The organism is Paraburkholderia sp. D1E (assembly GCF_052682275.1).
Window position 1 is genome coordinate 3,316,310 of the sequence record NZ_JBQYMB010000001.1, and the last position, 20,298, is coordinate 3,336,607.

The 20,298-nt window shown below is 63.6% G+C and carries 16 protein-coding genes; 9 read left to right on the plus strand and 7 right to left on the minus strand.

Features of this window, described 5'->3' with window-relative positions:
- Nucleotides 1–126 precede the first annotated feature (126 nt).
- The 4 genes from ACUN0E_RS14910 to ACUN0E_RS14925 form a co-directional block, all read right to left on the minus strand.
- Entirely contained in the window at nt 127–708 is a 582-nt protein-coding gene (locus tag ACUN0E_RS14910; RefSeq protein WP_445567086.1) for a hypothetical protein, read from the minus strand.
- 96 nt (nt 709–804) lie between these two features.
- A complete protein-coding gene (locus ACUN0E_RS14915) occupies nt 805–1,149 on the minus strand; it encodes a DUF1488 family protein (RefSeq protein ID WP_408219670.1) in 345 nt (114 codons plus the stop codon).
- The gene (locus ACUN0E_RS14920; protein WP_445567087.1) at nt 1,146–1,709 is read right to left on the minus strand and encodes a DUF4142 domain-containing protein; all 564 of its coding nucleotides are present in this window, start codon (nt 1,707–1,709) and stop codon (nt 1,146–1,148) included. The genes ACUN0E_RS14915 and ACUN0E_RS14920 overlap by 4 nt, the downstream gene beginning before the upstream one ends.
- A 162-nt stretch (nt 1,710–1,871) precedes the next feature.
- The gene (locus ACUN0E_RS14925; protein ID WP_445567088.1) at nt 1,872–2,213 is read right to left on the minus strand and encodes a chemotaxis protein; all 342 of its coding nucleotides are present in this window, start codon (nt 2,211–2,213) and stop codon (nt 1,872–1,874) included.
- A 162-nt stretch (nt 2,214–2,375) separates the two neighbouring features.
- Between ACUN0E_RS14925 and ACUN0E_RS14930 the strand changes: the two genes are divergently transcribed.
- The gene (locus ACUN0E_RS14930) at nt 2,376–3,476 is read left to right on the plus strand and encodes a DNA topoisomerase IB (protein ID WP_445567089.1); all 1,101 of its coding nucleotides are present in this window, start codon (nt 2,376–2,378) and stop codon (nt 3,474–3,476) included.
- 100 nt (nt 3,477–3,576) lie between these two features.
- Here the strand turns inward: ACUN0E_RS14930 and ACUN0E_RS14935 are convergent, their stop codons facing one another.
- Nucleotides 3,577–3,846, minus strand: coding sequence for a hypothetical protein (locus tag ACUN0E_RS14935; protein ID WP_408519539.1), 270 nt, complete (start codon nt 3,844–3,846; stop codon nt 3,577–3,579).
- A gap of 281 nt (nt 3,847–4,127) precedes the next feature.
- Between ACUN0E_RS14935 and ACUN0E_RS14940 the strand changes: the two genes are divergently transcribed.
- The 4 genes from ACUN0E_RS14940 to ACUN0E_RS14955 all read left to right on the plus strand — a co-directional run bounded on the left by ACUN0E_RS14940 (nt 4,128) and on the right by ACUN0E_RS14955 (nt 7,127).
- On the plus strand, nt 4,128–4,655 hold the full coding sequence (locus tag ACUN0E_RS14940) for a PRC-barrel domain-containing protein (RefSeq protein WP_445567090.1): 528 nt from the start codon (nt 4,128–4,130) through the stop codon (nt 4,653–4,655).
- A 35-nt stretch (nt 4,656–4,690) separates the two neighbouring features.
- Nucleotides 4,691–5,101 (plus strand): DUF3175 domain-containing protein, encoded by a 411-nt coding sequence (locus ACUN0E_RS14945; protein ID WP_408239768.1) that lies wholly within the window; start codon nt 4,691–4,693, stop codon nt 5,099–5,101.
- A gap of 94 nt (nt 5,102–5,195) precedes the next feature.
- Entirely contained in the window at nt 5,196–6,515 is a 1,320-nt protein-coding gene (locus ACUN0E_RS14950) for a cation:proton antiporter (RefSeq protein WP_445567091.1), read from the plus strand.
- Between the two features lie 42 nt (nt 6,516–6,557).
- The gene (locus tag ACUN0E_RS14955) at nt 6,558–7,127 is read left to right on the plus strand and encodes an FUSC family protein (protein WP_408336398.1); all 570 of its coding nucleotides are present in this window, start codon (nt 6,558–6,560) and stop codon (nt 7,125–7,127) included.
- Here ACUN0E_RS14955 and ACUN0E_RS14960 read toward each other — a convergent pair.
- Nucleotides 7,124–8,065, minus strand: coding sequence for an AraC family transcriptional regulator (locus ACUN0E_RS14960; RefSeq protein WP_445567092.1), 942 nt, complete (start codon nt 8,063–8,065; stop codon nt 7,124–7,126). The two genes, ACUN0E_RS14955 and ACUN0E_RS14960, sit on opposite strands and share 4 nt — an antisense overlap.
- 117 nt (nt 8,066–8,182) lie before the next feature.
- Between ACUN0E_RS14960 and ACUN0E_RS14965 the strand changes: the two genes are divergently transcribed.
- A complete protein-coding gene (locus ACUN0E_RS14965) occupies nt 8,183–8,539 on the plus strand; it encodes a carboxymuconolactone decarboxylase family protein (RefSeq protein ID WP_201072666.1) in 357 nt (118 codons plus the stop codon).
- A gap of 147 nt (nt 8,540–8,686) precedes the next feature.
- Here the strand turns inward: ACUN0E_RS14965 and ACUN0E_RS14970 are convergent, their stop codons facing one another.
- Nucleotides 8,687–9,742 carry an aldo/keto reductase gene (locus ACUN0E_RS14970; RefSeq protein ID WP_445567093.1) on the minus strand — a complete coding sequence of 352 codons (1,056 nt, stop codon included), beginning with the start codon at nt 9,740–9,742 and terminating at the stop codon, nt 8,687–8,689.
- Nucleotides 9,743–10,076: 334 nt separating this feature from the next.
- On the opposite strand from ACUN0E_RS14970, the gene ACUN0E_RS14975 reads away from it, so the two are divergent.
- The 3 genes from ACUN0E_RS14975 to pdeR all read left to right on the plus strand — a co-directional run bounded on the left by ACUN0E_RS14975 (nt 10,077) and on the right by pdeR (nt 20,232).
- The gene (locus tag ACUN0E_RS14975; RefSeq protein ID WP_445567094.1) at nt 10,077–13,421 is read left to right on the plus strand and encodes an autotransporter outer membrane beta-barrel domain-containing protein; all 3,345 of its coding nucleotides are present in this window, start codon (nt 10,077–10,079) and stop codon (nt 13,419–13,421) included.
- A gap of 88 nt (nt 13,422–13,509) precedes the next feature.
- Entirely contained in the window at nt 13,510–18,012 is a 4,503-nt protein-coding gene (locus ACUN0E_RS14980) for a DEAD/DEAH box helicase (protein ID WP_445567095.1), read from the plus strand.
- A 216-nt stretch (nt 18,013–18,228) separates the two neighbouring features.
- Nucleotides 18,229–20,232 (plus strand): cyclic di-GMP phosphodiesterase, encoded by a 2,004-nt coding sequence (gene pdeR, locus ACUN0E_RS14985; protein WP_408393233.1) that lies wholly within the window; start codon nt 18,229–18,231, stop codon nt 20,230–20,232.
- Nucleotides 20,233–20,298 lie beyond the last annotated feature (66 nt).

Genomic DNA, 20,298 nt, shown 5'->3' on the forward strand with positions numbered 1-20,298 from the left:
ACTTGCCCGCCTCAGCGACGATCTTTTCACCGGATTCTCGACCGGATGAATGCAAAACGGCCCGACATTTGCCGGGCCGTTCTGTCATTTACCGCGCCTAAGCTCAAACGAAAGCGCTCACCTTACTCAAGCATGTTTCTCGCTGAATTCATTGAGCGGCTCAGGCGTTTTGAGCGGATCAAAGTCGGCCCAGCGTCCCTGCTGCCAGCGCCCGCTTGCGCGTTCGATCGCGAGGCCCCCAGCTTCGCGCAGTACGCGAGCCGCGTCGAACTGATTGTCGGGCGACACATGCACGGCAACCAGCACGCCGGAATCACGCATTTCCTGATGAAATGGCAAATGGTGGCCGCTTTTGCCAGTTTCGCGGGTACGCGCCATCGCGCCGACCAGCGAGCCGACGTACGCGCCGACGCCGGCCGCGATCAGCGAGACGATAATCGGCGCCGAGAACGCCGCGAATATCGCGACGCCAACCACCGCACCCACGACCGCACCGATGGTGACGCCCATTCCTGCGCCTTTCGGCGCGTCCCTCGCGCCTGGGTCGGTGCCGGTGTCGCCGCCGATCGGATAACGCGCGTGCTGGCCGCGCGGATTGACAAAGAACAGCGTGACGTCTTCTTCGACGAAACCTGCGTTGAAGAGCTTTTGCGCCGCGTCTTCCGCGGTGGGGAAAGTCGTAAACCGTGCTGCGACGATGAGTGACATGAGGCCTCCTTGCATCGTTGAATCGCGTTTTGCGGATCATGCCGCCGGACAGCGCCGCGCTAAAACTTGCGCGCAGGCGGCAGGCATGTGCCCGGACTACGCGGTCGTGCCGCGATCGGGCTCCATGCCTTCCACTCTGAACAGTCCACTATGCAACACTACGCCATCGCCACCGTTCTGGTCGAGTGCTTCCGCGCAAACCGAGCGGATGCGGTTGCGCCCCTTGTCGAAGGCAGCCATCAGGGTGGATTCGAGCGCGGAATCGGCGCCGAAATGATCTTCCAGCGCCTCAGCCGTGATCGCGCACTCAACCGCTTCGCCATCGACACGCGCCATGAAGCGCACGGTCAGATTCGCTCCGTCGAAGGCAGGTTGGTCGTCGGAAAAAGTGATGTGCATAAGAGAATCCTCATAGGCCGGCCGCGGCAGGATCGCGTTCATGACGAACCCTTCATTGAGCCGGCGAGTTGCTGCGCCATCGCGAGGTGATGTTTGATGGTCGGCAATGCATGCGTGGCCGCCGCCTTCAGCTGCGAATCGGTGCCGCTCTGACTCTCCTGCTGGAACAGGTCGACCGCGCGCTGATGCGCTTCCACGCCGATCTGCTCGACATAGGCCTGATCGAATTCACGACCCTTGAGCGTCTGCAGTTTGCCGACCAGCGCGGAATCAGCGGACGGCGCCGTGGCAAGCCCCTTCTTCGCGGCGAGTGCGGCCATGCCGCGCGAGAGTTTCGTATGGTCAGTGATCATTTGCTGCGCGAATTTCTTCACGTGCGGATCGCTCGAATTCTTGAGCGCAACTTTGCTTGCCGCGATTTCGGTGGCATCGGACTGTGAGGCATCCTGCACGAATTGCTGATCCGCCGGCGAAAGCCTGGTGCCGCTCACCGGCGCATCGCTCGCGGGGGCGTCACTGGCTTGCGCGTAGACAGTGCCGATCGACACTGCACCGAGCCCCAACGCAACAGTCATCACTTGTAGGGAATACCGGAATTTCATACATTTTCTCCCTGGTGAACCTATCCATCGAAGCAAGCTGAACAACGAGGCACAGCGTTTCGGAACAACGCCTGCGCGCCTCGGCAATTACGCTTCGCTGAGGCAGCCTTGCGCTTGCCATGTCCTTTAACAGCAAAAGGCGTGCCTATGCCTGACCACCGCCTAGCGACCCTCCGGATCTTCGTCGAGGCCATCGTCATTGGCAGCCAGCGGATCGACGACGCGGTCAGGTTCGATATCACCGCTCTCAACGAGCGTCGAATCGCCGTCGGCGGCGGCCCGCTCGCCCGTACCAGCGCGGCCGGTATCGCTGCCGAGTTCGGAATCGCCCGTTTCGAGCGCGTGGTTGTCCAGTTCGGAATCGACATCGAATTCGTGACGCTTCGCACCAGCGACGTCGCTGCCACTATCGGACGAATCGCTCGGGCCGAGCGCACCCGTCGTGCCTGAGGTCTGCTTGACGATCTGTTGCGGCTCTTCATCGGGGTTCAGCGTGCTACTCATGGCGTCCTCCTTGGTTTATCCAGTACCCACCATGAGCGTTCGCAAGGACTGTTCCGCTCACGTCTCAAGCAGTACGCCACGCCCGGCGCCAGGCATCACCTTTGCTTGCGGACAGACACTGGCGCAAACCGCGCGGTCTGCTCGAAACTTCTACCTGCGACGATGGCTGCAACAACCCACCTGAATCAACGCGGTACACAGCGCACCGAACGCGCCGGCAACAAAACCGCGCAACCAGCCGCGCCTGCCGCCATGCCACCGGGCTTGCGCCATGCCGACGACAGCAAACCCGGCTACACCCGCAAGCGTGAAAAAAACGGCTTCATGTATATCGACCAGACCGGCAAGCGCATCGACGACGAAGAAGAAATCAAACGCATCAATGCACTCGCCATTCCGCCCGCTTACGAAGACGTCTGGATCTGTCCCGACGCGCGTGGCCATCTCCAGGCGACGGGCCGCGACGCACGCGGCCGCAAGCAATACCGATATCACTCACGTTGGCGCGAGACACGCGACGCCGACAAATACGAGCGCATGGCCGAGTTCGGCCGTGCGTTGCCGAAGATTCGCGCCCGCGTCGCACGCGATCTGAAACTGCCTGGCATGCCATACGATAAAGTCCTCGCCGCGATCGTGCGGTTGCTCGACACCACGCTGATTCGCATCGGCAGTGCGGAATATGCACGCGATAACCAGTCGTACGGTTTGACAACGCTGCGCAAGAAGCATGTGAAGCTCGAAGCCGGCCAATTGCGCTTCCGGTTTCGCGGCAAGAGCGGCATCGAACACGACGTGACCGTGGATGATCCGCGCGTCAAACGTATCGTGCGCCGCTGCGCCGAACTGCCGGGCCACGACCTTTTCCAGTATCTCGACGACGACGGCACGCGCCGCACGATCGGTTCGGCCGACATCAACGATTACCTGCGCCGTGCGAGTGATGCCGATTTCACCGCGAAGGACTATCGAACCTGGGCCGGCAGCGTCTATGCGCTGGCCGCACTAAGACGGTTGATGTGCAGCAGCGCGGCGGAAGCGCGCCGCCATATCGTAGCGACCGTCAAGGATGTGGCGGCATTGCTGCGCAATACACCCGCGGTTTGCCGGCGCTGCTACATCCATCCTGCAATAATCAGTGCGTTCGAAGCGGATGAGTTGCAGCGCTTGCGGATCGGCCAGGCACGCCGCGGATTGAAAGTGGACGAAGTGGCATTGGCCGCGTTGCTCGCGCATGCGGAGAAACGTGCGGCGATGGGCTGAAGTCACCGCACCGGGATTCACCTGTTAGTGGAATCCCGGTGAGGCGATCCTGTCTTCTGCAATGTCAATGCATGCGCTATTACTGGGTCGACGACCTGGTTTACTGGCTAGCGCCGGAGGCTGCTGAGGCCGCATCAGGCGTACTCGTCGCATCGGCAGCGGCAGCGGCGCCACTGCTCGTATCTGCAGTGCTGCCGGTGGCGGCGTTACCGTTCATCACGCCACTGCTGGCCAGTGCGGAACTGGCGGCCGTGGACGTATCGGTGCTGCCGTTATCGGCGCGTTTGCAGCCGGCGGCCGCGGTCAATAACACCATCGCTGCCACGATCAGCGCCTGCTTGCCCGCGCTTTGTCTGGATAGTTGGTTCATCACGCCCTCCTTCATCGGTTCGCGCATCGGTCCGCGAAGTCCCTCTCCGCTTTCGGTGTGCGCTGTCCAGATACTACGTAGCAATGGTCATGCCTCGCGGGGCAGTTCTCGATACAGACGAAATAGTTTCAAAGGGCCAGCAGCCTTTACGTGCCGCGCCGGCGAACAGCCAGAACAAAGCACTGCTGTTCAGCGCCTCCACTTCTGTTGCGAGTCCACGAGATCTGAGGAACGCCAGTTGCTCAGTTCTCCCTACCTCGAACCGGTAAGGGAGAAACATCATGCTCAACCAGCAACAGACCCCAGGCAGAATGCGCCAGGACCAGGGCGCGCGTATCGTCGGCAAGGACAACCCAAGCGTAAACGGCCCCGGCCCGGACGTGATGGCCGCAGCCACGCTCGACGGCAACAAGGTCATCAGCAGCGACGGCGAGGACATCGGCAAGGTGAAGGACATCATGCTCGACGTCGGCTCGGGTCGCATCGCCTATGTGGTGTTGTCGAGTGGCGGCTTTCTCGGCATCGGCGACAAACTGCTGGCGATTCCGTGGAGTGCACTGACACTCGATACCAAGCAGAAGTGCTTCGTCCTCGATATGACAGCCGGGCGCGTGAAAAACGCACCGGGATTCGATAAGGATCACTGGCCGGCGATGGCCGACCAGACCTGGGCCACGTCCGTGCATCAGTACTACGGCAGCGAGCCCTATTGGGGACGTGACCGGTACGATCGACGCGACGACCTGGGCGTCGGCGACATTCCCCCAGGTTCATCGGATGCGCCGGAAGCTGGGGGAGTGAAGTTGTGATCCGCATGAGAACGATTCGATAAGGAGGCGACACGATGGCCACCCGAAAAACCGCCGGCAAATCGAAACGCCCGGCCGTGGGCGGCAAGTCAGGGCGTCCGCCGCGTCAGCGGCATGCACAGGCGCATGCCGCGCATCGCGCGAAAACTGCCGGCGCAAGCAGCGCAAAGCATCCGAAGAAATGGTCGCATCACGTGATGGAAACTAGCGACGCGATGGATATCGAACATGATATTTTCAGAACGGGCAGTGCGGAATCGATCGCGAAATCGCTGAAACAGTCTTCGACGCATAGCCGCCGTCGCAAAGGATCGCCGTTCCAGTCTGCCATGTCGATGCTGAACTTCTATATCAATCGCGCCGGCAGGAATCTGCCGAAAACGCGTCGCGACACCTTGCAACAGGCCAAACGCAAGTTGCGTGAAGCGTTCGGCCGTGCGCCCTGACGTAAAACGGGGTGACGCAGGGGAAGCGTTCGGACGTGTGCCCCTCAACCAGCCGCGCATGCATTGTGCGCATGCCGGCCCCAACCGGATGCTCATGCACGAAACTCTCTGGTTTCTCATCGTCGGCGCCGTGCTCGTTTTCATGGGCGTGGCGGCGACAACATTCCGGCGCTTGCCCGTCAGCGCCGCCATGTTCTACCTTGCCATCGGCTACGCGCTCGGACCACCTGGCATGGATCTGCTGCGCCTCGACATGGTCACCGATGCGCATCTGCTGCGAATCATCACCGAAATCGCACTACTGGTCTCGCTATTCGCGATCGGCCTGCGTTTGCGGCTGGGCGTACTCGAGACGCTCTGGACCGTGCCGCTGCGTCTCGGCTTCCTCGCCATGCTGGCGACCATTCCGCTGCTCACGCTATTCGGCGTGCATGTATTACATCTTGGCTGGGGGCCCTCCCTGCTGCTCGCGGCGATCCTCGCGCCGACCGATCCGGTACTGGCGCACGACGTCCAGGTGCACAATCCCGGCGATCACGACCTGCTGCGCTTCGCGCTCTCCGGCGAAGGCGGCCTGAACGACGGCATCGCGCTTCCCTTCGCGATGCTCGGCCTCGCGATATGCGCGGTGCCCGCCACTCAAGCCGGCGACGTACTGACTTTCAAGCTCGCCGGCGGCATGGTATGGGGCGTGGTCGGCGCGATCGCGATCGGCGGTCTGTTCGGCTGGGTCACCACGCATGCGGTCGCCTGGTTGCGCACGCGTCATGCACAGGCGCTCGGTCTCGAAGGTTTCTTCGCGTTGGGACTGATCGAACTCTCGTTCGGCGCCGCGCAACTCGCGCATACCTATGGCTTTCTGGCAGTATTCGCCGCGGGCGTTGCGATGCGCCGCGTCGAACATCGTGCGAGTGGCGGCGTTTCAGCGCGCAAAGCAATCGGCACGGTCGATTCCGAAGACGTCGAGGCGACCGCGGCGAACCCGAGCAAAGCGCATGCATATATGACGGAGTCGGTGATGGGCTTCACGATCGAGCTCGAACGTATCGCCGAAGTTGCGGTAATGGCGATGGTCGGCAATGTGCTCGCCACGCTGCACGTGCCGCTTTTTACGTGGCAGACGGTGGCGCTCGCGGTGGCGCTGTTCGTCGTCGTGCGGCCGGTGTCGGTGGAGTTGTCGCTATTGGGGTCGAGCGCAACGCCGGCGCAGCGACGTTTGATGAGCTGGTTCGGCATCCGCGGCATCGGCTCGTTTTACTACCTGGCGTACGCGCTCGAACATGGCGCGCCAGCCGACGTCGTGCCACTGGTGCCGCTCGCGCTGGCGGTGGTCGCGGCTTCGGTCGTCATTCACGGCGTCTCGGCTACGCCTCTGATGAACTGGTATCACAGGCTGCGCAGCAGCGAACGCTAGAATACGAGTCTTTCATGCTGCAACAGGGCTCTTCCCCATTCGATGACCGCTCCCAACGATTCAAGACGCGCAGCGCGGACAAGCGCCGCCGACTCGCTGTTTGCGTTTCTCAAGTCTCTGCCGCTGGGCGACCGGCTGATCGAAGGCGGCGTGATGGCGGCGCAGGCGGTGGCCGGCGCCAGCCTCGCCTTCGCGATCGGCCGCTGGCTGCATACCGAACAGGCCTTCTGGGCCGCGATTACGGCGATTGCGGTCAGCCAGCATAGCTATATCGACACCCGCAAGCTCTCACGCGATCAGTTCATCGGCGCGATGGTGGGCGGCGTGTGCGGTCTCGTCGGCGCAACGCTCGGCGGCGGCAATCTCGCGGCCTATGCCGCCACGGTTGCCGTGGCCATCGTGACCTGCTGGATCGTGAACGTGGGCAGCGCGGCGCGTCTGGGCGGCATCACCGCGACCATCATGCTGTTGGTGCCCGGCGTCGGTTCGCCGTGGGACAAAGCCCTGCTGCGCCTCGGCGAAGTCACGCTGGGCACGGTCTGCGCACTGCTGGTGACCTGGATCATGTCGTGGATCGAGCGGCGCTGGCTCGGCAAAACCGAGAAGGCCTAGCCGGCTTTCTGATCATTGTCTTGCGGTTGACGCCGGTAACGTCCCGGCGTCACACCGATGCTCTGCTGGAACGCCTTACCGAAAGCGGCTTCCGATTGATACCCCACTGCCTCACCGATCTCCGCTGCGCTACCCCGCGTGCGCAGCAGCAGATCGCATGCGATCGTCATGCGGATCTGCGTGAGAAAATCCATCACCGTCATGCCCGCGCGCTCGTTGAAGTGACGCGCGTAGGTCGCGCGGGACATGGCTGCGAGCTCACCTAGCTCGGCGATCGTCCATGCCCGCTCCGGGGCGCTCAGCATGCCTTGTATCGAAGCGCCGAGACGCGCATCGGCCAGCAGCGCCAACACGCCGCAGGCCGATGCGTTCTGTTCGCCATGCACGCGCAAGGCCATTGCGAACAGCGCGTGGCTCAATGCGGTGACGATCGCGAGCGCGCCGGGCTGACGTTGCTCGGCTTCGGTGCGCATCAACGCAATCACCGTCTGCAACACACCGAGCGTTTGCACGCCCGCGAGCGACACATGAAATGGATCGGGCAGCGCGTTGAGCAGCAACGCGGAGGAACCCGGTGCATAGACAAACCGGCCGCATAGCAGATCGAGATCGGCGCCTGCGTCGTTGCCGTCGTTGCGGCGCAATGGCAGCATGCCGTCATGACTCAACGTCAGCGGCGCGGCAACAGCCGCCCGCCCGACATCGCGCACCCGATGCGCGGCCCCACGCGGGAACAACATGAAATCCCCAGCGTGCAGTGCAACCTGCGCGCCATCCTCAGTCTCGACGACACAAGCGCCGTCCAGCACCAGATGAAAAGGCGCAATACCCGCCTCCATCGGCGCATGATCAATGTTGAAGCCGCCCGTGAGCAGACAGCGCAAATCGAGGCTGGCCTGCGGCCGGGCAAGGTCGATCAGTCGGCTGAGCGTATCCATGAGACGATCGCGCTAAAAGTTGAGCGAATCGAGTATTCAGGATGTCGCGGCACAGCGCAATACTTTGTCTCACGACACCGGCACCCGCCGGCTCGCTGCAAACAAAGGAGCACTGTCATGTTGAACTGGATCGATTACCGCAAGGAACTGTTCGGCCGCATCGGCGAGATCGCCAAACTGTCGCCGGATACGGTGAAGGCCTATCAAACGATGTCGAGCGCCGGCCAGAAGGCCGACCTGCTCGGCGCGAAAACGCGTGAGCTGATTTCGCTTGCGGTGGCCGTGACCGTGCGATGCGACGGCTGTATCACCGTGCACACCGCCGAAGCGCTGAAACACGGTGCGACACGTGAAGAGATCGCCGAAGCGCTGGGCGTGGCCGTCGCCGTGAACGCGGGCGCCGCCATGGTGTACTCGGCACGCACGATGGACGCCGTCGCCGCTTATCAAGCGGACAGCAAGCCGGCGGCGTGAGGCACCCGGTGTAGTGGTGTGGCGGCGCGCCAGGTCGGTGGCCCGGAGAAAAACGCGCTGCCCACTATCTGGCCCGGCACGCCGCTACACCGTTCCGCCACGACCTATCCGCCGTGCAATGGAAGCACCGGACCCCGCAGCTTCCACTTAGCCTTGCACCGGATAACGCGCCTCTTCAAGCTGCTTGCGGCGCGGCTCACCCTGGCGCTCCAGCATCCAGCCCGGGTACTCCGGCGGCAGCGTGCTGACCTGATCGAGCTTCGCTAGCTCGTCGGCGGTCAGTGTGACGCCGGTGGCGGCGATGTTGTCGTCGAGTTGCTCGATTTTCTTCGCACCGACGATCACCGAGGTCACCACGCGCTGATGCAGCAGCCACGCGAGCGCGATCTGCGCCACCGACACCTGCTTCGCCTCGGCGAGGTGACGCATCACGTCGATACAGTCGTATGCGCGCTCACGATTGACCGGCGGAAAGTCGAACGTCGTACGACGGCTGCCTGCTTCGCCCTGCTGCTCGCGCCCGTATTTACCGCTCAGCAAGCCGCCCGCGAGCGGACTCCACACCATCAGGCCAAGGCCTTCGCTTTGCAGCATCGGCACGAGTTCGCGTTCGAGGTCGCGGCCCGCCAGTGTGTAATACGCCTGCAGTGTTTCAAAGCGCGCGAGGCCGAGGCGCTCCGAGATGCCCAGCGCCTTCACGATCTGCCACGCGGCCCAGTTCGACACGCCCACATAGCGGACATGACCATGCTGAACCAGTGTGTCGAGCGCGCGCACGGTTTCCTCGATCGGCGTGGCCGGATCGAAACCGTGGATCTGGTACAGATCGATGTGATCGAGCTGCAGGCGCTTCAGGCTCGCCTTGACGCCGTCGATGATGTGATAACGCGACGCCCCGCGCGCATTCGGAAACGCTGCCGTCGCGCCGAATACTTTGGTTGCGACCACAACCTTGTCGCGCGGCACCTTGAGATTCTTCAGCGCCTGGCCCGTGATCTGCTCGGACAGGCCTTCGGCATAGACGTCGGCCGTGTCGATGAAATTGATACCCGCGTCGAGTGCCCGGCCAACCAGCCGCTCCGCGTCCTGCTGCTGCAGATCGCCGATCTGCTTCCATATGCCTTCGCCACCGCCGAAGGTCATCGTGCCCAGACATAGCTCTGAAACAAACACACCGGTACGGCCGAAGGGGTTGTATCGCATCGTCGAGACTCCATCGTGGATTCGTGGATGAGTAGGTCGTACAGAGTACTGCACCTGGCAAATTTCGACAGGACCCGGCGTGATTCCTCGTCAGCCACCGGCGAACGCATGTTTCAAATCCCTTACGGTTCGCACCGGAACTGCGGTGGATATTTCCCCGCTCGAAAACCGCCGGCTCCTCCGCAAGCAAGTCGCCACGCGGGTCTTCAGCAAGCGTCGGTGATCCGCAACAGATTCGTCAGTTATGCCGGGCGCAATTGGAAAGTTTCAGTAAGACGTGTATAAGTCGGACCATTCGCTCGTATGGTGTAGTGCCCTTAAAAGGACCGCGCGTATGAAGAAGAAGAACAGGTTTGGAATTGGCCTCGGCAGCGTCGTGCTGCTCTCCAAAGCACTCACCCCTTCCGCAATGGCCGCGTGCAGCAACACTGCACCGCCGAGCAATACCACCGTCACCTGCACCGGCAGCGGCCTCGCCGCCGTCGTTGCACAAACCGGCAGCACGGGTGTGACGATCAATGCCGATAGCACCGCCTCGGGCAATTTCGTACGCAGCGCCAATCCGGTCGTCTTCAGCGTCGACACCAATAGCACGATCAACAGCAGCGGCAACTTTTCGCTGACAGGCGGCGGCGGTACGGGCACCGTGCGTGGCGCCGTGCTGCTCGGCGTGGGCAACGGCAATCAGATCACTAACGCGACCGGCGGGGCCATCACCACGAGCGGCGCCTTCAACGACGGCATGGCCGCCAACGGCAGCGGCAACACCCTGACCAATAACGGCTCGATCACCACCAGCGGCCCCAACGCTTACGGCATGACGGCCGCATGGGGACAAACGAACGTCGGCCAGTCGAACAACAAGTTGATCAACACGGGCACGGTGACGACCTCGGGCAGCAACGCGCGCGCGGCATCGATTCTCGGCGGCAGCGGCGCCATCACCAACACCGGCACGCTGTCCACCACCGGCGCGGCCAGTCCAACGGCTTATATGCAAGGCAATAACGACCAGTTGACCAACAGCGGCACGATCAGCGCGAGTGGCAGCGGCTCGGATGCGGTGTTTTCGAATACTGCGGGATCGAGTTTCGTGGCGACGATCCAGAACCTCGCGGGCGGCAGCATCATCAGCCAGAACGGCTCCGGCATCCGCACGCTCAACGGCAACAGCACCATCATCAATGCGGGGCTCGTGCAGAGCGGCATCGGCACGGCCATCACGATGGGCAACGGCAACGACGCGCTGATTCTGCAAACCGGCTCCGTGATCAACGGCACGGCCGACGGTGGAGCGGGAACGAATACGGTGACCTTGCAAGGCTCGGGCACGGCTTCGAATGCGTTTACCAACTTCCAGACCCTGCTGATGCAAGGCGCATTATGGAACTGGACGGGCAGCGGGACCTTCACGCTCGCGCACGTGCAAACCGGCACGCTCAATCTCACCGGTACGCTCGGCGCGAGCGCGACGGCACTCGTCGATAGCGGCGCGACCTTGCAGGCGAACGCGCAGAACCTGCCCTCCAACGTCACCGACAATGGACTCGTGCGGTTTGCCCAGGATAACGCCGGCACCTATGCGGGATCGATCAGCGGCACGGGCGCAGTCGATAAAACCGGCGCCGGCGTGTTGACGCTCGCGCCGGCTGCGGCGAACGGCAACACCTACTCGGGTGGCACGACAATCGATCAAGGCACGATCGCCGTCGGCGCGGACAACGCGCTCGGCGCGAACACGGGCGGGCTCACGTTCAACACCGGCACGCTGCAACTGACCACGAGCTTCGACCTCGCGGGCACGCGCGCCATCACCCTGGCCGCGGGCGGCGGCACGATCGATACGCAATCGTTCGATACGACGCTCACCCAGGCAGTGAGCGGGACCGGCGCCTTGACGAAAGCCGGCGACGGCAGCTTGCTGATGACGGGCGTGAGCACCTATAGCGGTCCAACCACGGTCGCGGCGGGCACCCTCGCGATCGGCGATGCAGCGCATGCCAACGCTGCGCTGACGGGCGGCGGCGCCACCACGGTCGCCGCAGGCGCGACGCTCGGCGGCTATGGCAGCGTAACGGGCGCGGTAACGAATAACGGCACGCTCGCGGTGGCGAATGCGTTGCCGTCGTTTGCAAGCGGGGGGAACGGCGCGTTCTCGATCAACGGCTCGCTGGTCAATGCCGGACTCGTGCAGATCGGCGGCCCTGCCGCTGCAGGTGTGGGCAACCTGCTGAATGTGACCGGCAACTATGCCGGACAGAACGGCACCATCGGACTGAACACTGTTGTCGCCGGCGACGGCGCGGCATCCGATCGCCTCGTGCTGAGCGGCGGAACGGCCACCGGCTCAACGCGCCTGCAAGTGACGAACGTGGGCGGCCAGGGCGCGCAAACCGTTGCGGACGGCATTCAACTGATTCAGGCGACCAACGGCGCCACCACCGACGCGAGCGCCTTCTCGCTGGCGGCACCGGTAAAGGCGGGCGCATATTCCTACTACCTCGCAAAAGGCGGTGTGAGCGGCGGTACGACAGACAACTGGTATCTGCGCAATACCGTTGCCCCGCTGCCGCCAGGGGTGACGCCTCCACCGCCGGTCACCACGCCAGGCCAACCCGTCACGACGCCTGGCGAACCACCCGTTGTGGAGCCCGGCGTGCCGATTGCGGCCGAGGGCACGCCACCCTTGCCGCCCGCGCCGCCCGCTGGCTCGGCCGCCACGCCGCTGTATCGCGTCGAAGTGCCGGTCTACGCCGCGGCGCCCGGCGTCGCACGTGAGCTTGGCCTGATGCAGATCGATACGTTTCATGACCGGCAAGGCGATCAGGCCTTGTTGAATGACAGCGGCAAGCTGCCCGCCGCGTGGGGCCGCGTGTGGGGCGGCCATAGCGTACTGAGCCAGGACGGTGCGGCGAGTCCCCAATTCGACGGCTCGGTGTATGGCATTCAGGCCGGCCAGGATCTGTACGCCGATCGCAGCGAGAGTGGCCAGCGCAATCACTACGGTTTGTTCGTCGGCTTCGCGCGGGCAACCGGCGACGTCGACGGCTTCGCGCTCGGCATGCCCAATCTCGCCGTGGGCCACCTGGCAATCAATGCATACAGCCTCGGTGGCTACTGGACGCATATCGGCCCAAGCGGCTGGTACACGGACGCCGTACTGATGGGGAGTTCGTTGACCGTCGATCCGGTCTCGCGCGACGGCCTCAACACGACGACGCACGGCAACGCGGTGACCGGTTCGCTCGAAGGCGGTCTGCCGATTCCGCTCGGCGCGGGGCTCACGCTCGAACCACAAGCGCAACTCGTGTGGCAGCACCTTTCGCTATCCGACTTCAACGATGGCGTATCGAGTGTCGGCTTCAACAGCGGCAATACTTTCGTCGGACGAATCGGTGCGCGCCTGCAAGGTCAGTTCGACGCGTTCGCGACCGCATGGCGGCCTTATTTGCGGGTCAGCCTGTTACGCGAGTTCGGCTCCGACGACAAAGTCACGTTCGGCGGCGGGACCGTGATTCCGGGCACCGTCGGGCAAACTGCGGCCCAACTCGGCGCGGGTGTAGTCGGTAAATTCAGCACCTCGGGCAGCGTGTTCGCAACGCTCGGCTGGGTGACGAACCTGGGTGGCGCGCACCAGAGAACGGTGACGGGCGATGCGGGGGTGCGCTGGGTCTGGTAGTGCCGCACAACCGTCGGCAAGGCCGCTAAAAACCTGCCAGACTGGTCTCTCATCCTCGAAACAGGGCGGCGTTTGCCGTCCTCTGGATATGGCACGGCGCGTCCCCATCTATGCAAGCATGACTTCGGCCCCGACATCCGCCGCCCTGGCGGCGCCTCCCGACTCTTCGACTTTCGATCCGGCCTTGGAGCCGGCTTCAGGGGCCGTTTTGAGCCCCGCTTTGAGCCCCTTCACGGCCGGTGCGCTGGACGACTTTCATCCCGCGGTCGCCGGCTGGTTCCTGAAAACTTTCCCCGCCCCCACCGACGCCCAGGCTGCCGCCTGGCCGCAGATCCGCAGCGGGCGCTCGACCCTGGTGGCCGCGCCGACCGGTTCGGGCAAGACCCTCACCGCTTTCCTGTCCGCGATCGACGAACTCGTCCAGCAAGGCCTCGCCAATGGCGGCGTCCTGCCCGACGAAACCCTGGTGGTCTACGTCTCACCGCTGAAAGCGCTCTCCAACGACATCCGCATCAATCTGCAAGTGCCGTTGCAGGGCATCGCCGCGGAACTCGACGCACGCGGCCTGCCGCCGCTCGACATCCGCACCGCCGTGCGCACCGGCGACACCACGCAGCAGGAACGCAATGCGTTGAAAAAACGCGCGCCGCATATTCTCGTGACCACGCCGGAATCGCTGTACGTGCTGCTCGGCTCGGATTCCGGCCGCCGCATGCTGTCGACGGTGCGCACGGTGATCGTCGACGAAATTCATGCGCTCGCCGGCAGCAAGCGCGGCAGTCATCTGGCGCTCAGCCTCGAACGGCTCGACGCGTTGTGTCAGCGGCGCTTGCCGCGGATCGGCCTGTCGGCGACGCAGAAGCCGGTCAGCGCCGTCGCGCGCTTTCTGGTGGGCGGCGCGAGCATCGAAAGCAATGCTCCTGCCGACTGCGCAATCATCGACGTGGGACACATCCGCGAGCGCGATCTCGCTCTGGAGATTCCGCCGGTGCCGCTCGAAGCAGTGATGCCCAACGAAGTATGGGAGCGCGTCTACGACCGGCTCGCCGAGCTGGTCGCGATGCATCGCACCACGCTGATTTTCGTCAACACGCGCCGCATGGCCGAGCGCGCCGCCCGTCATCTGACCGAACGGCTCGGTAAAGATGTGGTCGCCGCGCATCACGGCAGCCTCGCCAGGGAACACCGTTTCGACGCCGAACAGCGCCTGAAGCGTGGCGATTTGCGTGTGCTGATCGCCACCGCCTCGCTGGAACTCGGTATCGATATCGGCGACGTCGATCTGGTCTGCCAGATGGGTTCGCCTCGCGCGATCGCGCCGTTCCTGCAACGTGTGGGGCGCTCGGGCCACCATGTCGGCGGCATGCCGAAGGGCCGGCTTTTTCCGGCTTCGCGCGACGATCTGATCGAATGCGCGGCGCTGCTCGATTGCGTGCGGCGTGGCGAACTCGACGCGTTGCGGATTCCGCACGCGCCGCTCGATGTGCTCGCACAACAGATCGTCGCCGAGGTATCGAACGCGGAATGGGGCGAAGACGCATTGTTCGAGATGATGCGACGCGCGGCACCCTATGCCAGCCTGGAACGCGAGCAATACGACGCCGTGCTGCGCATGCTCGCCGAAGGGTATACCAGCCGCAACGGTCCGCGCGGCGCCTATATTCATCGCGACGCCGTGAGCGGCACCTTGCGTGGCCGGCGCGGCGGCAAACTGGTCGCCGTGACTTCAGGCGGCACGATTCCCGAGAACGCCGACTACGCGGTGGTGCTCGAACCGCAAGCGATCAATATCGGCACCGTCAACGAGGATTTCGCCGTCGAGAGTCTGGCCGGCGATGTGTTCCAGCTCGGCAACGCGTCGTACCGGATTCTGCGCATCGAGAGCGGCCGCGTGCGGGTCGAGGACGCGCAGGGGCAGCCGCCGAATATCCCGTTCTGGCTCGGCGAGGCGCCGGGGCGCAGCGATGAACTGTCGTTCGGCGTTGCGCGCTTGCGTGAGCAGATTGGGCGCTTGCTCGATGGAGCAGACGACGCCGAAGTCATGACCGCGCGCCTTCAACGCGCGATCGACTGGCTCATCAACGCTCTCGGTCTCGATGAAGCTGCTGCGCGCCAGATCGTCGACTATCTTGCCCGTGCACGCGCCGCGCTCAGCGTGCTGCCGTCGCAAAACACGCTCGTGATGGAGCGTTTCTTCGACGAGTCCGGCGGCACGCAACTCGTGATCCACGCGCCGTTCGGCAGCCGCGTGAACCGCGCGTGGGGTCTCGCCCTGCGCAAGCGTTTTTGCCGGACCTTCAATTTCGAACTGCAAGCCGCCGCCACCGAAGACGCGATCGTCCTCTCGCTGACCGGCAGCCATTCGTTCGTACTCGACGAAGTGTGGCGCTACCTGCATTCGAACAGCGCCGAGCATCTGCTGATTCAGGCGCTGCTCGACGCGCCGCTCTTTGGCGTGCGCTGGCGCTGGAACGCGACCACCTCGCTCGGTCTGCCGCGTTATACCGGCGGGCGCAAGACCCCGCCGCAATTGCAACGCATGCGTAGCGAAGATCTGCTGGCGAGCGTATTTCCCGAGCAGGCCGCGTGTCTGGAGAACATCGTCGGTGAACGCGAACTGCCGCATCATCCGTTAGTGGACCAAACCGTCGACGACTGCCTGCACGAAGCGATGGACAGCGAAAGCTGGATTGCCTTGCTGCGTCGCATGGAACAGGGCGACGTGCAACTGATTGCCCGCGATTTGCCGGCGCCCTCGCCGCTTGCCGCCGAAATCCTCACCGCCAAGCCGTACGCCTATCTCGACGACGCACCGATCGAAGAGCGCCGCACCCAGGCCGTGCTGAACCGCCGCTGGACGGATCCGTCCGGAGCCGACGACCTCGGTGCGCTCGACGCCGACGCGATCGACAGCGTACGCGGCGAAGCATGGCCACAGGCGCGCACCGCCGACGAGATGCACGAAGCACTGACGGGCCTCGCCTGCATCACCGAGGCCGAAGCGCGCAATGAAGAGGGCTGGCCGGCATGGCTCGCCTCGCTCGCCGAATCCGGCCGCGCGACCCGTCTGAGGATCGCCGCCGATAACGTGCTGTGGCTGGCCGCCGAGCGCCTGACCTGCTTCCAGGCGCTCTACCCTGACGCCCGGTCTGAGCCACCGCTCACCCCACCGAAAGGCTACACCAACACCTGGAGCGCCGACGACGCACTGCTCGACGTGCTGCGCGCCCGGCTGACCGGCTTCGGCCCACTGCCGGTACGCGCGATTTCGCAGGCGCTGATGTTGCCTGCGGCATCCGTCGAACAAACGCTGACGCGTCTCGAAGCGGAAGGCTACGTGATGCGCGGCCGCTTCTCGCCGGGCGCAACCGAAGAAGAATGGTGCGAGCGTCATCTGCTGGCGCGGATCCACCGTTACACGGTGAAACGCCTGCGACGCGAAATCGAGCCGGTGGAACGGCATGACTTCATGCGCTTTCTATTCGAGTGGCAACATTTGACGCCCGACACGCGCGCCGAGGGACGCGACGCTCTCGCCGCCGTACTCGACCAGATGGAGGGTTTTCAGGCCGCGGCGGCTGCATGGGAAGAGGACATTCTGCCGGCACGCGTCAAGGCCTACGCGAACGTTTCGCTTGACGAACTATGCCGCGCCGGCAAGATCGTCTGGACGCGTCTGACCGAGCGGGCACGCAGTGCGGCGGGACCGGTGCGCAGCACGCCGATCGTGCTTTTGCCGCGTGCTCAGGTACGCGTCTGGAGCGCGCTGATCGACGCGTCGAAACAACCGGAGTTGTCGGCCCGGGCGCAGCGCGTCTATGACACGTTATCGCAACATGGCGCGATGTTCTTCGACGAGCTGCTAACCGAAGTAAGCGGCTTGCGTATTGAACTGGAGAATGCGCTGGGCGAGCTGGTTGCGGCGGGCCTCGTGAATTCCGACAGTTTCGCCGGCTTGCGGGCGTTGTTGAAACCCGTCGCCAAACGCAGTGCGTACTCGAGTAGCCGGCGTGTGAGGTCGAGCGCATTGATCGGAGGAATGGACGACGCAGGACGCTGGGCGCTGGTCAGCCGGCAGCCGGTTGTCGCTGCAACGGAAACCTCGTCCGCGCACCGCCAGCAGTTCGCCCCCGAAGTACTCGAACATGTCGCGATGACTTTGCTGCGCCGCTATGGCGTGGTGTTCTGGCGGTTGCTTGTACGCGAGGCCGAATGGTTGCCGCCGTGGCGGGATCTGTTGCGCGTGTTTCAGCGGCTCGAAGCGCGTGGCGTGATTCGTGGCGGCCGTTTTGTGAATGGCCTCGCGGGTGAGCAATTTGCGCTACCGGAAGCAATTCCATTGTTGCGCGAAGTTCGACGGCATGCGAACGATGGTGCTTTTGTGTGCGTCGCCGGAACGGATCCTTTGAATCTTGCCGGTACGTTGCTAGTCGGCGAGCGGGTGCCGGCTGTGGCGGGAAATCGGGTTCTGTATCGGGATGGGGTCGTTGTCGCGACGTTGGTTGCCGGGGCTTTCTGGTTTGACCCCGCAGTGGAAACGATTCCCGCGGAACGAGAACACGCCCGGAGTCTATTGGCCCGGCGGTTCTGAAGCAGTGTGGCGCAGCATTGACGCAGTTTCCAGGCTTCCCCCCGCACGCGGCTCATATAAAAGCCTAAAAAAGCGGGCCATCCCAGCCGTTAATGTTTATAGGCCCGAACTGCAGCCGCTTCGCTACAATGGGCCAGTCTTTAAGTATGATGAAGACTGTCTGCCGCCAACCCGGCTTCACGAGCGGCTCACCGGCACACACCGCCCGGGGATCTCATGAACGACGACCAACACGACCAGGTGCTTTTTGCCCAGTTCGGCACAAGCAGCCCTTGCTGGCGTCTGTCGAACGACAGCAACGCGCTGGAACTCACGCCCGTCACCGGTGACGTGCCAGCCAATGTCGCCATTCCTCTGAATCCCCAACAGGCTTCGCAAATCCGTTGCCTCACCGGTATCACCTCGCATCTCATCCTCGACGTGCGGCTGTTCGGCGAACCGCTGCGCCTGCACCTCGTCGGTAAAAAACTCGCCAGCAATACATGGGCGGGCACCGCCTCCGCCTACGACGACACGGAATCCGTCGCGCGCGATCTGGTGCACGGTCTTTCGTTCGCCGAACAGGTCGTCTCCGAAGTCAATTCGGTTGTGGTCATCGTCGACAGGCACGGTCGTATACAGCGCTTCAACCGTCTCGCCGAGGAACTCACCGGCGTGAAGGAAGAAGACATCGTCGGCCGCAATGTGTGGGCGCTGTTCATGACCTCCGAATCCGGTGCGGCGTCGAGCCAGAACATCACGGGGTTCTTCAATCGTGGCGTCTCGTACGAAGTCGAGCGGCGTGTGAAAACCCTCAACGGCGAACGGCTCTTTCTATTTCGCAATAAGTTCGTTCACAGCGGCAGCGGCGTCGAAGAACAGTTCCTGATCTGCTCAGGTACCGATATCACCGAGGAACGGCTCGCGCAGGAACGGCTCACCGAACTGGCGAATACTGACTCCCTCACCGGTCTCGCCAATCGCAACGCGATCCAGGACAAGATCCGCACCGCGATCGAAGAAGCGGCCCCAGGCGAATCGGTCGGCATACTGTTCCTCGATCTCGACAACTTCAAGAAGGTCAACGACCACTACGGCCATGTCTTCGGCGACCGGCTGATCCGCGATGTGTCGGCGGCCATCCGCACCTGCCTGAACGAAGACGATGCGCTCGCGCGCCTTGGCGGCGACGAATTCATCGTGCTCGCCGCCAAAGGCACCGCCCATGATCTCGAAGCCACCGCGCAACGCATTCTCGAACGCCTGCGCACGCCGTTCAGCCTGGGGCTCGTCGAGGTCTATACCGGTTGCTCGATTGGCATCGCGCTGTGTCCGGAACATGGCAACAACCTCGAATCGCTGATCCGTTCGGCGGACACGGCCATGTACGTTGCCAAAGATGAAGGCAAGCGCACCTATCGCGTGTTCTCGCCCGACATGGACCGCAAGGTCGCCGAGTACATGTGGCTCGACACCAACCTGCGGCGCGGTCTCGAAGAGGGGCAGTTCACGCTGCACTACCAACCCAAGCTCGTGCTCGCCACCGGCGCGGTGCAGGGCGCGGAGGCGCTGGTGCGCTGGAACTCGCCGGAGCGCGGGCAGATCATGCCGGCCGAGTTCATCCGTTATGCTGAAGAATCCGGGCTGATCGGCGTGCTCGGCCGCTGGGTCATGGAAACGGCCGCGAGGCAAGCCGCCAAATGGAAGGCGGACGGCTACAACCTGCGCGTCGCGATCAACGTATCGGCGCGGCAACTGGTCGATACCGCCGTGGTGCGGCATTTCAGCGAAGCGCTGCAACGAGCCAGCCTCGACCCGTGTCTGATCGACCTGGAACTCACCGAGAGCTGCCTGATCGAGGACGAAGCCGCTGCGATCGATCTGATCACGCAGTTCCGCCAGCTTGGCGCCCAGGTCCATCTGGACGACTTCGGCACCGGCTATTCGTCGCTGTCGCAATTGGGCCGTATTCCGCTCGACGTCATCAAGCTCGACCGCAGTTTCGTCCGCTCCATCAATGCCGATACCAAAGCGCAGGCACTCGTGCGCTCGATGGTAGCAGTCGCGCAGGAACTGAATTTCAAGGTGGTCGCGGAAGGCATCGAAACTGAATCGGAAGAGATGTTCATGAAGGGGCTGGGCGTCGACTATGTGCAGGGCTTCCTGTACGGCCACGCCATGCCGGCCGCGGAATTCGAACGCTGGTTGCAGGATAGACAGAAGCTCAGACTGATTGCCTGAGCTTCCGCGCACCCCGAAGGAAGGCTCCCTGGGGCGCGCGCCGAAGAAAGTTCTGCTGGGCGGCGC